The following is a 15,410-nucleotide window of genomic DNA, read 5'->3' on the forward strand; positions in this document are numbered from 1 at the left end:
AGGGGTTTCAAATTCGTATTTGAATGTTATTTTTGCACAAATGTTTAATCAAAAACGTTCAAAATTAGTGAAAAATATACCATTGATGTATCTTAAATCCATTTTAACCATTATTATTTATCTGACGCTATCAAATTTAGCTGATAATCAAGTGCTTGCACAGGGTTATAAAATTAAAACAATTGTGATAGATGCCGGTCACGGTGGTAAAGACGGTGCAACTCACGGGGTGTATTCAAAGGAAAAAGATGTGGCGCTTAAAACCGCGTTAAACCTTGGTCGTGCACTTCAGGATAGCTTAAAAGATATTAAAGTGATTTATACCCGTGAGACTGATGTGTTTATTCCGCTTTATGAGCGGATCAACATCGCAAATAATGCAAAGGCAGATTTATTTATTTCCATTCACTTAAATGATATGCCGGTTAGGGTATCCAGAGTGGTAGATTATTATAGAAAAGTGAGAGGCAGAAAAGTACCGGTTTACCGTACGGTTACCTCTAAAAGTACTTCAACGAGGGGAACTGAAACTTTTGTGTCCGGAACGGGCCGTTTAGGGGAGCAGGATGAAGTAATAAAACGGGAAAATGCATCGATGTTTCTGGAAGAGAATTATCAGAAAAACTATGAGGGATTTATCGCGAATACCCCTGAAAGTGACATTATGTTATCCCTAATGAAACAAACAAACAGAGAAAGAAGTTTAAAGTTTGCGTCATTGCTTCAACAGGAATATGTAAATGCCGGCCGCATCAACAGAGGGGTACAGGAAAAAAGCCTTGCGGTATTGGCGCGTGCAGCAATGCCTGCGGTATTAACAGAGATAGGTTTTGTGAGTAACCCTGAAGAAGAAGATTACATGAATTCTCCTGAGGGGCAAAATGAAATTGTAAGTGGAATTGTTAAAGCAATTAAAAATTATAAACGTATAGCTGAAACATCATTTTAATAACCTGCCTGCATGAAGTTTAAACTGCTGATCACAATCATCTTATTTTCGTTACTGGCTGGTCAAAAAGCACCCGCTCAGGGCTATAAGATCAAAACAATTGTTATCGACCCTGGTCATGGCGGAAGAAAACCCGGCGCATCAGGTAGTTTTTCGAAAGAAAAAGATATAGCCCTGAAAGTAGCATTAAAATTAGGTGCGTTATTAAACGACGAAATGCCTGAAATTAAAGTCATTTTTACGCGCAAAACCGATGTAGATGTTGATTTATACAAACGTGCAGAAATAGCTAATGAAGCCAATGCAGATCTTTTTATATCGATCCACTGTAATTCGATGCCACCAGGCAACAAACATATCAAAGGGGTAGAAACACTTGTGGCGGGTTCGCACCGGTTAAAGGAACAAGATGCAGCCATCAGGGAAAATGCCGATATCAAATTGGAGAAGAATTACAAAAGTAAATATGATGGTTATGATCCCAATAACCCCAGCAGTTTTATTCTTTTTTCGCTTTTAAAAAATACCTTTAGAGACAAAAGCATTAAATTTGCCAAATTAATACAGAACAGTTACATCAAAAGGGATGAACGAATGAGCCGTGGGGTTAAAGAACAGGGGGTTTTAGTATTGCAACGCTGTGGCATGCCTGCCGTTTTAACAGAAGTAGGCTTTATTTCAAATACCGAGGAAGAAAAATACATTAACTCACAAAATGGGCAGAATGAGATTGCCAGTTCTATTTTGGAAGCCATAAAAACATACAAAAAAAATATTGAGGTTAAATAACTGGCATTATAAGTGATAGTTATCTTAACTTTGGAAAAATATAAAACAGATACCAAACAAATAGTGCCGCCTTTGTGTATTTATAGGGTTTGGTACAATAAAACATTTACGCTCTTGCAAGCGAAGAAGTAATACTTCAACACTTGTAACCATTAAATAAAACACTCATGAAGATTAAGAACGAAACCAAAGTAGGTATTTTAGCTGCATTTGCCATTGCTTTATTGATAATTGGATATAACTTTTTAAAAGGAAATTCAATTTTCTCAAATGAAACCACATTATTTGCAAAATACACAAGGGTTGATGGTTTAACGGTATCAAAACCTGTACTTATTAATGGTTATCAGATTGGCCGGGTAGCTAAACTGGAATTACAGGGAGATGGTAGCATCATTGCTACCTTAAGCATCAATAGCAAATATGAAATTCCTGAAAATAGTATTGCCCGTTTAGAAGGTACAGATTTGTTGGGAAGCAAAGCTATTGTAATGTCGTTAGGTGATTCTAAAAAAATGGCCGAAGATGGATACACTTTAAATGCCAATGTTGAAAAAGGCCTGATGGAACAGGTTCAACCGGTTCAAAAGAAAGCGGAGTTAATTATTGGTAAGATGGACTCTATCTTGAGTAGTGTGAATTCTATCCTAAATCCTAACTTCCAAAAAAATGTTGATAGAAGCTTTAATAGCATAGCAGGTACATTAGCATCTTTGGAAACAACTTCTAAAAAAGTTGATGGTCTGGTTGGTTCAGAAAGCGCCCGTATTGAAGCCATCTTCAAAAACGTTGAAGGTATTACAGCCAACTTAAATAACAACAATCAAAAAATAAGTGATATCCTAACGAATATCAATACGGTTACCGATAAGTTTGCAGCAGCTAACTTTAAACAGACATTAGATAATGCAAATAATGCAATTGCTGATCTACAAAGCGTAATATCGGGAATTAAAAGTGGAAAAGGCAGTTTAGGCTTGTTATTGAATGATGATAAAATGTATCAGAATTTAAATAATGCTTCAAAAAATCTGGATGAACTGATGATCGATTTAAAAGCTAACCCTAAACGTTATGTTCACTTCTCTGTATTTGGTGGCGGTAATAAAAAAGATAAGTAAATTTAATTTTATAATTCAGGAAGCCTTGCAGTGTAAATTGCAAGGCTTTTTTGTAGTTGAAATAAATTACAATTTACTCTTTTTGCCAAAGCACAGCGTACAAGTGAAGCGGAATGCTCATCTGTCATCCTGAACGAAGTGAAGGATCTTAAAACCATAAATTAGAGGTTGATATATATAGTTTCCTATTTTTTTACTACAGAGTACATTGAGAATAAACACAGCGTAAACTGAGAGGTATTGACACAGTGTATTTTTTTAACCTCAAAGCGCGCAGAGATAGGTCGCAAAGACGCAACTTTAAAATGACGGCAGCACATAAGAATAATTAACTTTCTTACCCTCTCTGTTTGCGCTGTTCACTTCCTCTGTTTCTTATGTGGTTAAACTGAAGAATTTCATCAATGCATCCGCAAATGTTTTTACCACAGAGGAGCACAAAGAATAAACATAGCATACAAGTACTCAAGTAGCTGGCCATCTGTCATCCTGAACACCGTAAAAGGTCTTAAAAGGAGGAGAAACAAAAAAGCATTTTTTGTCAAGAAGAAATGAATTAAGACACTCCTACCAATTTGTCAACCTGTGAAATTAGTTTAACTGTAAGAGATCGTTATTCCCGAGTTCCTCATATCGGTATCGGATGGGAATGTAATGCAACCACATTAAGATTTCCGCATACGCGGGAATGACAAACATTACACAGTTGATAAATCTATAAATTTATGAATCTGGATAATCCAGCCAGAAAGTTCATGATAAATTTAGCATGACGGACCTGATATAATCTCTGCGTTACCCGGTGCCTCCCTCTTTGTATGCTATGGTTGAAAAATGCTTACAGCTGAAAAGTCCTGCCTTCAACAGCTAGCTCTGTATTTTCAAAAACAGATTGCGCTTCTTCAAAGAGCATTTGCAAAGTTTTATAACGTGAAGAAAAATGCCCGATGAGTAATTTCTTTGCTCCTGTAATTTTAGCAACCTCTCCTGCCTGTAAAGCAGTTGTGTGATGCGTTTCTTTAGCCCTTTCCAACAAATCGTGCATAAAAGTGGCTTCATGATACAAGGTATCGCAATCTTTTATGGTATCAAAATAACTTTCATCAAATAAGGTGTCTGAACAGTAAGCATAGCAACGTGGTGCATCCGCTTCTGTAGTATAATCTATACTACGTAAGATATCGCCATTTGGCAGTTCAACATCCATTCCTTTTTTTAAGGCCGTATAATAAGCCATCGGCACCTGATCAGTCTTCTCTTTTATCAACTTCCGCTGACGCTTCTTTTGCTGAAATATAAAACCGGTAGTTGGAATGCGATGGTTTAAAACAATCGTTTTAACTGTCAGATCACTATTTTCAAATATCTGTGTAGATTGATCAGCTTCAATTGGAAAAAATTCAATCGGGTACCTGAGTACGGTATCGGAGTATTTGAACTGGATTTCTAAAATCTCTAATAAAGGCTTAGGACCAAATATCTTTATCGGTTTTATCCGGCCGTTTAAATGTAAACTGGATAGCAGTCCGATTAAACCAAAGTAATGATCACCATGTAAGTGACTGATGAAAATGTAATCGATACGCGCCGCTTTAAGATTATATTTAGCCAGTTGCTGTTGTGTGCCTTCACCACAATCGATCAGGTAGTATTTTTCATTACAATTTAAAAGCTGTGCTGAAGGATTCCTGTTAAATACCGGGGTAGCGGAACTGCTTCCTAAAATTGTAACTTCAAATTTCATCATGATAATATATAAAAAGCCCCGTAGATTTTAGAAACTACGAGGCCGGAATGTTATTTAAATATTTTGTTATCTATCTCCTCTAAACTCTTTCTCCAACTCCTCCATAAAGATAAAATCAGTAGCCTCGTCTATTGTATTAACAAACATTACAGATTGAAATATGTTTGATAATTCGACAATCGACGCCAGCTCATCGTTAACTCCAGTTACAATAAATAATCCGCCTGCTGATTTACAAAGCCTGTCGCCGGCAAGTAAACAGCTTAGATCCTGTGCATCATTACATTCGGTAACAGCACTTAAATCAACAACTATATTTTTAAATCCCTCTGCATTAAGCAAGTAGAATTCTGCTTTCAAACCCGGGGCATTATCATTTGTAAACTTATTTTCCTCTAACTTTAAGGTTACATATTTATCGTGTTTATCTACTGAAAATTTCATCGCTCTCTTCTCTTTATTTTACTAATGTATAAAATTTCTTTCGGATTTAAAGTGTTTCCAAAGCCTTTAAAACGTTGGTTTCAATTCGGCTTGAGATTGCATCAGCATCAGCTTTTATAAAGTGCTCTCCTACAATTTTTTCGTACAGTTCTATATAACGTTCCGAAATAGAATTCACAATTTCATTCGTCATTTCTGGAACTACCTGACCATCCTTACCTTGAAATCCGTTTTCAATTAACCACTTACGTACGAATTCTTTTGAAAGCTGCTTTTGTGGCTCATTACGATCCTGACGTTCCTGATATCCTTCTGCATAGAAATAACGTGATGAATCAGGCGTATGAATTTCGTCAATCAGATAGATTACACCATCGGCCTTACCAAATTCGTACTTCGTATCAACCAAAATCAATCCGCTTTTTGCCGCGATCTCAGTTCCACGTTGGTAAAGCGCATAGGTGTATTGTTCTAACTGCTCATAATCTGCTACAGAAACAATTCCTTTTGCCAATATATCTTCCTTCGAAATATCTTCATCGTGGCCGACAGCAGCTTTGGTGGTCGGGGTAATAATGGGCTGAGGCAATTTATCATTCTCTTTTAATCCATCAGGTAAAGAAACACCACAAACAGACCGTTTTCCGGCACTGTATTCACGCCAGGCATGACCAGCTAGATAACCTCTGATGACCATTTCTACCTTAAAAGGCTCACAGATACGGCCAATGGTAACCATTGGGTCTGGCACTGACAAAACCCAATTCGGTACAATATCCTGTGTAGCGGCCAAAAACTTGGCTGCGATCTGATTTAAAACCTGTCCTTTAAATGGGATAGCCTCTGGCAATACCACATCAAATGCCGAGATCCGGTCTGATACTACCATTACCATAAACTGATCAGCTATGGTATACACATCGCGAACCTTACCTTTGTAAAAATTGCTCTGATTTGGGAAATTAAAATGGGTTTCTTTAAGTGCTTTCATGAGGCCGTAAAAATAGGAAAAAAGTCCGAAAGTCTTTAGTCCATAGTCCCAAGTTGATTTTGACTTAAGACTACAGACTCGCGACTTTGGACTGAACTACTGAATATCACCGTAAGCTTTCAAAATATCTTTAACCAGTTTATGCCTTACTACGTCTTCCCCGCTTAAATAAATTATATCTATTCCTTTAATATCTTCTAAAATTCTTAAGCCATTAAACAAACCCGACATCTGTTTTTTAGGTAAGTCTACCTGGGTAACATCGCCGGTAACGATAAATTTAGCTGTTGGTCCCATACGCGTTAAAAACATCTTTAACTGCATATCGGTTGCGTTCTGCGCCTCGTCAAGTATCACAAAGCAATTATCAAGGGTACGCCCCCGCATAAATGCCAGCGGAGCAATTTCTATCGTACGGTTTTCAATGTAAAATTTCAGTTTTTCTGCCGGAATCATATCATCCAATGCATCGTAAAGGGGACGTAGATAAGGATCGATTTTCTCTTTTAAATCACCTGGTAAAAAACCAAGATTCTCCCCTGCTTCCACCGCAGGCCTGGTGAGAATAATCCGTTTAATTTCTTTATTTTTCAATGCCCTTACAGCTAAAGCTACTGCAGTATAAGTTTTTCCGGTACCCGCCGGACCAATGGCAAATAAAATATCGTTTTTAGCGATACTGTTTACCATTTTACGTTGATTTGCTGTTCTGGCTTTTACCAACAGGCCGTTCGTACCGAAAACAATTACTTCCCCGCCCCCACCTGAAGGTTGTTCTGTATCTTTTTTTGCAACGCCCGAAGCCTTTGCACCAAGTATGTTTTCGACATCATTATTGCTTAGGGAGCTGTATTTTTCGAGGTGCGCAACCAATTGATTAAACTTCTCTTCGAAAGCCTTAAGTTCCTGTTCATCACCGAGAACCTTAACATCACTACCTCTCGCCACCAATTTTAACTTCGCGAAAGCACCTTTAATCATTTCGTAATTCTCATTGTTCGCCCCCCAAAAGTGAGCAGGATTTACGCTATCCAGGGTTAATTTTAATTCGTTCAAATTGTAGTATTTTAAAAAGTTATCGGGGTATATTAATTAAAATTTGAATATTTGCAGACGCTTAGGCCTGTACACAAGAATAAGCAATAATAATGAATTTTTAATGGGGATAATTACTTTAACAACAGATTTAGGTTCAAAAGACTTTTACCAGAGCGCCCTTAAAGGTAGTCTGTTGAGTCTGATGCCTAATGTTAATTTAGTTGATATTACCCACGAAGTACCCTCATTCAATATATCATACGCGGCCTTCGTTTTAAAAAATGCTTATCCCTACTTTCCAAAGAATACCGTACACCTGATCGGTATAGATTCAGTATATAGCGAAAACACCAAGTACATTGCCGTAAAACACCGTGATCATTTTTTTGTTGGTGCTGATAATGGAATCTTCTCACTTCTTTTTGATGAGGCTCCGGAGGATGTGGTGGAGTTGAACATTATGCAGGATTTGAAATACCTGCACTTCCCCCTTGTGGATATTTTTGTTAAGGCAGCAACGCATCTGGCCAAAGGTGGTAAACTGAAAGACATTGGTTTACCTGTGGCTGAGATTGAGCAAAAGATGCTTTTAAACCCTGTTATTGAACAGAATATGATACGTGGAAGTGTAGTTTATATTGATACTTTTTGCAATGTGATCACCAACATCACCAAAGATCTTTTTACCAAAATACAGAAAAACAGAGACTTCACTTTATACTTTAGAAAAAGTGAAACGATCACCCAGTTAAGCTGGCATTATAACGAAGTGCAGGAAGGCGAAAAACTTTGCCTGTTCGGAATTAGTAACCACTTGGAGATTGCCATCAATAAGGGCAAAGCAAGTGGCTTGTTAGGCTTGCATCTGGGTGATATTGTGAGGGTTGAGTTTCATTCTTAGCAAGCTGAAAGACCAAAGCGAAAAGATTAAAGAAACAACTCAGATCAATAGACCTTAAATCACAGTCATTTCGAGCTGAGCAAAGCGAGTGACGAGAACCAAGTAAGTGCTCAGCGAAGCTTAATTTACTGCAGGAATTATTTCTAAATAGATTTTTATCCGCCTATACGGGCAGGCATTTCGTTGCAATCCAATCGTGATGACAAATATTTTTGGCGCTTTGTATTACCATTGAAAAAATGGCTGGTGAACCATTGTACTAACTAAAACAACTTCTATCCTTTTCGCGTTTATAGCAAATGAAGAAATATGTTTACCTGCTCTCGGTTATCTTGTTTAGTCTGGAAGCTTTTGCCCAACAGGATTCTGCTGCTTATGCAGCGCAACGGGTTAAAGTAAATGCTTTGCTTCAAGAACGAAGTACTAAATTTGGTCAATACGATGAAAGTTTAACACAACGATCAGGTATTTTTGGCTGGCAAACGAAGAAAGATATTAAAAATTCAAATGAAATTCTTCGACAGGTGGTATTGACCGATAATAATATTTTTAAGGAGTTAAAAATATTAATGGATTATAAAGACCTGCAGAATCAGCAAAAAGTGGCTGTCGCAGATCATTCTCAAGAACGGATCGAGGCTTATATGCATACCATTAAAAAATTGCAGGATCAGAATGCACAGCTTAAAGAAGATTTAGCGAAAAATAATAAAGGTAGTCTATCAACCTACATCATCGCATTCCTGATTCTGGTAATGGCAGGCGGCTTTTATTTCTTCAATAAGAAACTACACCGATATAAAAGGTATGAAAAAAGCACTGTTTAAAGCCGTTGTCAAAATCAACAATGCCATTTTGCCAGGTTTATATAAAAAAGATCCAAATAAGTTAAGCAAATGGGAAAAGGCTATTCTTGGTTATCGTTATTGGGTATTAACGAAAGCGTTAGATTAAAAAAGACCAATCCGAGATTGGTCTTTTTATAAGTTCGTCATGCTGATAAGATAGCTACCAGATTCATTTCAGCATCTGTTCTGAAAAGGCCCTGAACCAAGTTCAGGGTGACGGTAACAAGGTTTATTTCTTAAAATGTTCAATAATCAAAGTAGCCAGTTCTGTACCAATACGTTCCTGGGCTTCATTTGTAGAGGCACCGATGTGCGGTGTTAACGAAATTTTTGGATGGGTTAGAATTTCAGCTAACGGCGTAGGTTCGTTATTAAAAACGTCCAAACCAGCAAAAGAAACCTGACCAGCATTAAGCGCTTCAATTAAAGCCGGCTCATCAATTGTTCCACCTCGAGAACAGTTTACAATACCAACACCTTTTTTCATTTTAGCAAATTCTTCAGCACCTAAAATAGGCTTGTCGGCAAATGGCGTGTGCAAACTCAGGAAATCACTTCCGGTGATTACTTCCTCTAAAGAAATCGTCTTAATCGGGATACTTACTGACTTTCCACCTTGAAATTCTAATGTGATTTCTGATTCTGAAGGATATAAATCATAAGCCAGAACATTCATACCCAGGCCTAAAGCTACTTTTGCAGTAGCACGGCCAATACGGCCAAAACCGATAATACCCATGGTTTTACCACTTAACTCAGTTCCTTTAGCGTAAGCTTTTTTAAGATTGTTAAACTGTGTTGCGCCTTCAACAGGCATTTTACGGTTGGCATCCTGTAAAAATCTGATACCGGTAAATAAGTGTGAAAATACTAATTCAGCAACTGACAAAGAAGAAGCAGCTGGCGTATTTACTACTGCAATACCTTTACTGCGTGCATATTCTACATCAATATTATCCATACCAACGCCACCTCTGCCAATTAATTTAATATTGGGTACGGCATCAATCAGTTCTTTTCTAACTTTTGTCGCACTGCGCACTGTAATGGCATCATAGTTTTTTAAAGCTTCAGCTAATTGATCTTGCGCAATGGTTTCCGTATCAACCTGAAAACCTGCTTTTTCTAATAATTCTTTTCCGATCGGATCAATTCCGTCGTTTGCTAATATTTTAATCATGGTATATACAATGGCACAGATTAAAACGATTACACCGATTAAATAATCATGGTAATCTTCTGCGGTTAAAATTTAAATTAATTTGCTTTTGCTTGTTTTTCTTCAAATGATTGCATGGCATCAATTAAAGCATGTACACTTGTAATTGGTAAGGCGTTATACATCGATGCACGGAAACCACCCACACTTCTGTGGCCTTTAATACCCACAATTCCTTGCTCTTCTGCATACTTTAAAAATGGTTTTTCCAGCTCCGGATTTTCCATTACAAAACAAACATTCATTCTAGAGCGGTCTTCAATAGCACAAGTTCCTTTAAATAAAGAATTGCGGTCGATCTCCCTGTAAAGTGCTTCCGCTTTTTGTTTATTTTCTTTCTCAATTTCAGCTACACCACCTTTGGATTTTAACCAGCGTAAATTTAATAAAGCCACGTAAATAGAAAAAACCGGAGGCGTATTGTACATCGAATCATTATCAATATGTGATTGATAATTCAACATCGAAGGAATTTTACGATCGATTTTACCTAAAACCTCATTTTTTACTATAGCAATAGTTAAACCTGCCGGACCTACATTTTTTTGAGCACCTGCATAAATTAAATCAAATTTAGAAACATCGATTACACGGCTCATGATATCAGAAGACATATCGCAAACCACAGGAATGTTGGTTTGAGGTACTTCAAAAAGCTCAGTTCCATAAATGGTATTGTTTGAGGTATAGTGGAAGTAAGCATTATCAGCAGGGATTTCAAAATCCTTTGGAATAAAAGTATAATTTGCATCTTTAGATGATGCCACAACATTTACATTACCGATAAATTTAGCTTCTTTCAATGCTTTGGTTGCCCAAACGCCGGTATCTAAATAACTTGCTGTTTGTCCATCGCCCAATAAGTTCATCGGTACCATGGCAAACTGTAAACTTGCACCACCCTGTAAAAATAAAACGGAATAACCCGATGGCACATTTAATAATTCTTTTACCAACTTATCAGCTTCTGCAACAACTGCCTCAAATTCGGTTGTTCTGTGCGAAATCTCTAAAATCGATAATCCATCGTTAAAATCTAAAACAGCCTGAGCGGCTTGTTTAAACACTTCTTGAGGTAAAATACAAGGGCCTGCGCCAAAATTATGCTTCATCTTATTATATAATGTTTTATGGGCGTAAATGTAAAATTTTTAAAGCAGTTATGCTTATAAAATCGTTACCTAAAAAATTAAATTTTGTTAAAAAAAGCCTTCAAAACGGTAGGTTTATTGCAGTTTTTACAATTAAACCGATTTATCTGAATTTTGTATATTTGAAGGGGTTTGACAGAAAAAAATGTCTCTCCGGGTTATAGAATTGAACTTGTAATTTCCCTGGCTAATTTTTTAATTTTACAATCAGCTTCAGGTTAAACTGCCTGCCTGTTAAATAATTTGGAATTGCATATTGAACATTATCTACATCTTTTAACCAAAGATACGATACTGTATTGGTAATATTCAGCATGTTAAAAACCTCGAAAAACAGAATTACGGCATTAAAATTTCTATCCAGAAATTTGGGTTTATGCAAGGCTGCATCATCTAAAAAGTCTTTAGAAAAACCGATGTCTACCCGCTTGTAAGCGGGAACATAAAATTTATCCAAATACCTTGGTGTTTGCGACGGGCCTATTGGTAAACGTGAACCATAAACTGCATTGAGGTGAACTTTATAGGTTGGACTGTTCAAGAGTCTATCCTGAAAAAATATGGAGAAATTGAGGCGTTGATCTGTTGGCCGTTTTAGATAACCTGGATAAATCGTGTTTCCATTCTGAACATAACTATCGCCGATAATATCTTCGTTGGCATGCATTACCGACATTCTGAAATAAGAAACCAGGTCTTTAACAAATTCGCCTCCAACGCTAAAATCAGCACCGTAAGCATAACCATGCGAAACTTCATTTGCCAGATATTTGATCCTTAAGTTATCTATTTTATATGGGATTAGCCGGTCAGAATATTTAAAATAAAACTCTGAAGTAAATTTCAACCGGGTTCCAAAACCGTCAAAAGCATAATCATAACCTATTGATGTATTATAAGAACGCTGCGCCTTTTGATTTATATTTAATATGCCCGAAAAATCGCGGATGGTCCGGTACAATGGGGGCTGATGATAAATACCTGCAGTAAATCGTAATATTTTGTTGTTGGAATTTGGACGGTACGCAATTAACATTCTCGGACTGATCAGCAATTGTTTGCTTAGAGAGTTATAAGTAGCCCTGACGCCCAATTGTAATTCCGCTAAACTGGAGAGGGAATAACTGTCCTGAATATAAGTGCTGTAATTTTTTATATCAATATTGTTTTTAACGTTAATGACGTTCTGTAAAGTAATGTCTTTCGAATGATTGGGCAAAATATATCCTGCAGAATCCGTATAGTTATACTCATTTAACTGATCGCCATACCTGGACTGGTCAAATTTTAGCCCCCATGAAAAAACATGACTGTTAAAATTCTGGTCAACTTTTATTTCTGAAGCAAAAACCTGAGTATTTAAGCTGTTTCGGCCATAATTATAGTAACTGCCTATACCTCTGCTTTTGCTAACCTGTCCAAAGTTTTCACCATTAAAATTCTTATCTACCTCGGCAAAAATATAGCTTCCATTAATATCGAAACGCTCGCGTTCAATGGTTTTAAAATAACTGTTTATAAATTTAACCACTAAATTGGGTTTGGGCGAATAAGTAGCTGTAATGGCATTTCCAAAAGTCTGGTAGTCATCTATTTCCTGTCCGGTATAGTCGACATCCAATTTCAGCGTGGTACTTAGCGTACCAAACTGTGTTTCGCGATTGGTAGGCAATAACTTAAACTGACCAATATTGAAATTGCTTAAAAAGCTGATGCTGAATTCAGGGGAAAAATCGTATTGATAAAGCACCTGCGCATCGGCATAATTAGGATTATAGCTTCCCTTTTCATCCCGCTTAATTAGAACACTGGTGTTATTCTTGTACCGCAAACCCGCCAATAAAAAACTGCGTTTAAACACTCGCTTAGTACTTAGTGACGTATTTAATAAACTTGTACTCAATATGGTTTGATTACTATCTGGCTTCTCATACCGGATATCCAGAACAGAGGAAAGTTTGTCTCCATATTTTGCTTCGAAACCACCTGCTGAAAACCTCGCTTTACTCACCAGATCAGCATTGATAAAGCTTAACCCTTCCTGCTGCCCGTTACGGATCAATACAGGTCGATTAATTTCCACATCATTAATATAAATCAGATTTTCATCAAAATTACCTCCGCGAACACTGTACTGAGCACTTAATTCATTATTTGTAGATACACCGGGCAGGGTTTTAAGCATGGTTTCAAAATTTCCGGAAACCAATGGAATGGAAGAGACATCGCCTATATTGATTGTAGTGGTATTGCTTAACTGGTTCTGTTTATTGGCAATATTAACCTGCTCCAATTCATTGATATTGGCAATTAAGCTAACCTGTCTGGTAATTCGCGCACCGGAGCGCTCACTAAATTCAATTATTTGAGGTTGGTAGCCCAAAAGCGAATATTTGATACTAAATGTTTTCGATTTTGAATAAATCGTATAAACGCCAAACTCATCTGTAACTGTAGATTGTGCTTGCCCCACCACTGTTACAGTAACTTGTGCCAGAGGCAACTTTTCATCACTATAAACTATTCCTGATACCCTAACCAAAGGTTGGGCTACAACAAAACCGCAACCGGTAACTAAAAGGAATAGAATAAGCCGAAATTTGAGCATTTTTAGTATCAAGCCGTAAGCGTATCAAGATAAAAGTATCAAGTATCGAGATAAAAGTATTAAGTGTCGAGATAAAAGTATTGAGTATCAAGATAACTAAACTTCTTATCATTTGAACAATTTAGCAATAAAACAATTAAATGTTTATACTACTAATTAACTGTCGTTTCATTTCAGCAATCGTTTCTGTCGGATCATCTGTGGCAAAAATTGCATTTCCAGCTACAAAAGCATTGGCACCTGCCGATACCAGTGTAGCAATATTCTGTAATCCCACGCCACCATCAACCTCTATAATCAAGTTTTCATTTACACCTTGGATTAAAGTTTTTAAGTCCTTTATCTTTTTATAGGTGTTGTGAATGAAGGCCTGTCCGCCAAATCCGGGATTAACTGACATAATTAACACCAGATCAAGATCTCCAATCACATCCTGAAGTAGTGTAACCGGTGTATGCGGATTTAAAGCTACACCTGCTTTACATCCTGAAGACCTAATTAACTGTATGGTTCTATGTAAATGCGTACAGGCCTCATAATGCACCGTAATTCTATCTGCACCTGCCTTGGCAAACTCCTCAATGTATTTATCCGGCTCTATAATCATTAAATGTACATCCAATGGTTTAATGGCATGTTTTTTTACAGCCGCCATTACCGGAAAACCGAAAGAGATATTCGGGACGAAAACGCCGTCCATTACATCAACATGAAACCAATCTGCATCACTTTGATTAATCATTTCAATGTCGCGCTGTAAATTGCCAAAATCGGCAGAAAGTATGGATGGGGCTATGATGTATTTCATTTAACCGTTTCTTAATTTTTTAATATTTTCTAATTCAATTATATCAATATGGTCTTTCGGGCGATTTGCAGCTTTCTTAGAATCAATTAATTGATTAATATGCAGAAAAGGAATTTCCAATTCATAAATTGTTGCTATAGATGCATATTCTAAACACTTATCAAAACCAAATTCCTCCAAACCTTTAACAGTAGTCATGATATCCATCCGTAAACTATTATCCAAATAAAAATCCGTCCAACCTGGAATAAAAACTAAAGTTTCTAAATTTTTGAAATCTCCCAAACCATACTGTTTAAATGCAGCTCGTAAATTCTGTCTGTTCTCAAGATTATCTTTAATCCAAATATCTATATCGTCTGTTGTTCTATGGAAGCCATGCAAATTTGTTGCAACACCACCAATCATAATAAAACGAACATTATTGTTCAGCAATGAACGCCACAATTTTAAAATCTCATCATCAAAAGCATCCATTTATTATTCGATTTTTTTATGAGTAATTTTTGCAGATTTTAATATCATATTTAGCTTCATCAATCTTGCCATGGTGTGAAAACGCTCTGTATAAGTACTTGATAAGCCTTTTTTCAGTAAATCTTCTTCAGCCTTTTTATAATCAGCAATAGGCTCTTCAACGATGTGAATATCTTTTTTCATCTGTAATGCAAGTTACAAAATCATTGTTAAACAAAATAGCCATATCGAGTAGGAAGATAGGGATTATTTCCCTATCTGTCCTCTCACACCACCGTACGTACCGATCGGTATACGGCGGTTTGCTAGAATAACTTCG

The 15,410-nt window shown here is 36.8% G+C and carries 16 protein-coding genes; 6 read left to right on the top strand and 10 right to left on the bottom strand.

Annotation, left to right across the window (positions count from 1 at the left end; all coding sequences use genetic code 11):
* Window positions 1-85 precede the first annotated feature (85 nt).
* The 3 genes from ACIQXP_RS22630 (at window position 86) to ACIQXP_RS22640 (ending at window position 2,859) form a co-directional block, all read left to right on the top strand.
* The gene (locus tag ACIQXP_RS22630; RefSeq protein ID WP_387508064.1) at window positions 86-949 is read left to right on the top strand and encodes an N-acetylmuramoyl-L-alanine amidase family protein; all 864 of its coding nucleotides are present in this window, start codon (window positions 86-88) and stop codon (window positions 947-949) included.
* A gap of 12 nt (window positions 950-961) precedes the next feature.
* On the top strand, window positions 962-1,738 hold the full coding sequence (locus ACIQXP_RS22635; protein ID WP_387508043.1) for an N-acetylmuramoyl-L-alanine amidase family protein: 777 nt from the start codon (window positions 962-964) through the stop codon (window positions 1,736-1,738).
* Between the two features lie 167 nt (window positions 1,739-1,905).
* Window positions 1,906-2,859, top strand: coding sequence for an MlaD family protein (locus ACIQXP_RS22640; protein ID WP_090979618.1), 954 nt, complete (start codon window positions 1,906-1,908; stop codon window positions 2,857-2,859).
* A gap of 838 nt (window positions 2,860-3,697) precedes the next feature.
* Here the strand turns inward: ACIQXP_RS22640 and ACIQXP_RS22645 are convergent.
* The 4 genes from ACIQXP_RS22645 to ACIQXP_RS22660 form a co-directional block, all read right to left on the bottom strand.
* The gene (locus ACIQXP_RS22645) at window positions 3,698-4,603 is read right to left on the bottom strand and encodes a ribonuclease Z (protein WP_293742157.1); all 906 of its coding nucleotides are present in this window, start codon (window positions 4,601-4,603) and stop codon (window positions 3,698-3,700) included.
* Window positions 4,604-4,672: 69 nt separating this feature from the next.
* A complete protein-coding gene (locus ACIQXP_RS22650; protein ID WP_293741932.1) occupies window positions 4,673-5,050 on the bottom strand; it encodes an STAS domain-containing protein in 378 nt (125 codons plus the stop codon).
* Window positions 5,051-5,096: 46 nt separating this feature from the next.
* Window positions 5,097-6,041, bottom strand: a complete 945-nt coding sequence (locus tag ACIQXP_RS22655; protein WP_293741931.1) for a phosphoribosylaminoimidazolesuccinocarboxamide synthase — start codon at window positions 6,039-6,041, stop codon at window positions 5,097-5,099.
* 96 nt (window positions 6,042-6,137) lie between these two features.
* Entirely contained in the window at window positions 6,138-7,097 is a 960-nt protein-coding gene (locus ACIQXP_RS22660) for a PhoH family protein (protein ID WP_145854769.1), read from the bottom strand.
* A gap of 103 nt (window positions 7,098-7,200) precedes the next feature.
* Between ACIQXP_RS22660 and ACIQXP_RS22665 the strand changes: the two genes are divergently transcribed.
* The 3 genes from ACIQXP_RS22665 to ACIQXP_RS22675 all read left to right on the top strand — a co-directional run bounded on the left by ACIQXP_RS22665 (window position 7,201) and on the right by ACIQXP_RS22675 (window position 8,934).
* Complete coding sequence (locus tag ACIQXP_RS22665; protein WP_387508046.1) at window positions 7,201-7,980, top strand: SAM hydrolase/SAM-dependent halogenase family protein; 780 nt, start codon at window positions 7,201-7,203, stop codon at window positions 7,978-7,980.
* Window positions 7,981-8,279: 299 nt separating this feature from the next.
* On the top strand, window positions 8,280-8,807 hold the full coding sequence (locus tag ACIQXP_RS22670; protein ID WP_387508048.1) for a hypothetical protein: 528 nt from the start codon (window positions 8,280-8,282) through the stop codon (window positions 8,805-8,807).
* Window positions 8,788-8,934, top strand: coding sequence for a hypothetical protein (locus tag ACIQXP_RS22675; RefSeq protein ID WP_387508050.1), 147 nt, complete (start codon window positions 8,788-8,790; stop codon window positions 8,932-8,934). The genes ACIQXP_RS22670 and ACIQXP_RS22675 overlap by 20 nt, the downstream gene beginning before the upstream one ends.
* Before the next feature lie 123 nt (window positions 8,935-9,057).
* Here the strand turns inward: ACIQXP_RS22675 and ACIQXP_RS22680 are convergent, their stop codons facing one another.
* The 6 genes from ACIQXP_RS22680 to ACIQXP_RS22705 form a co-directional block, all read right to left on the bottom strand.
* The gene (locus ACIQXP_RS22680) at window positions 9,058-10,008 is read right to left on the bottom strand and encodes a D-2-hydroxyacid dehydrogenase (RefSeq protein WP_387508052.1); all 951 of its coding nucleotides are present in this window, start codon (window positions 10,006-10,008) and stop codon (window positions 9,058-9,060) included.
* 77 nt (window positions 10,009-10,085) lie between these two features.
* Entirely contained in the window at window positions 10,086-11,159 is a 1,074-nt protein-coding gene (gene serC / locus ACIQXP_RS22685; RefSeq protein ID WP_387508054.1) for a 3-phosphoserine/phosphohydroxythreonine transaminase, read from the bottom strand.
* Between the two features lie 226 nt (window positions 11,160-11,385).
* Window positions 11,386-13,806 carry a TonB-dependent receptor gene (locus tag ACIQXP_RS22690; protein ID WP_387508056.1) on the bottom strand — a complete coding sequence of 807 codons (2,421 nt, stop codon included), beginning with the start codon at window positions 13,804-13,806 and terminating at the stop codon, window positions 11,386-11,388.
* Between the two features lie 136 nt (window positions 13,807-13,942).
* Window positions 13,943-14,614: a ribulose-phosphate 3-epimerase gene (gene rpe, locus ACIQXP_RS22695; protein WP_387508058.1), complete on the bottom strand. Its 672-nt coding sequence runs from the start codon at window positions 14,612-14,614 to the stop codon at window positions 13,943-13,945.
* Window positions 14,615-15,091: a DUF6036 family nucleotidyltransferase gene (locus ACIQXP_RS22700; RefSeq protein WP_387508060.1), complete on the bottom strand. Its 477-nt coding sequence runs from the start codon at window positions 15,089-15,091 to the stop codon at window positions 14,615-14,617.
* Window positions 15,092-15,094: 3 nt separating this feature from the next.
* The gene (locus ACIQXP_RS22705) at window positions 15,095-15,274 is read right to left on the bottom strand and encodes a hypothetical protein (protein WP_090979639.1); all 180 of its coding nucleotides are present in this window, start codon (window positions 15,272-15,274) and stop codon (window positions 15,095-15,097) included.
* Window positions 15,275-15,410 lie beyond the last annotated feature (136 nt).

The sequence above is a fragment of the Pedobacter suwonensis genome, assembly GCF_044762335.1.
GTDB lineage: Bacteria > Bacteroidota > Bacteroidia > Sphingobacteriales > Sphingobacteriaceae > Pedobacter.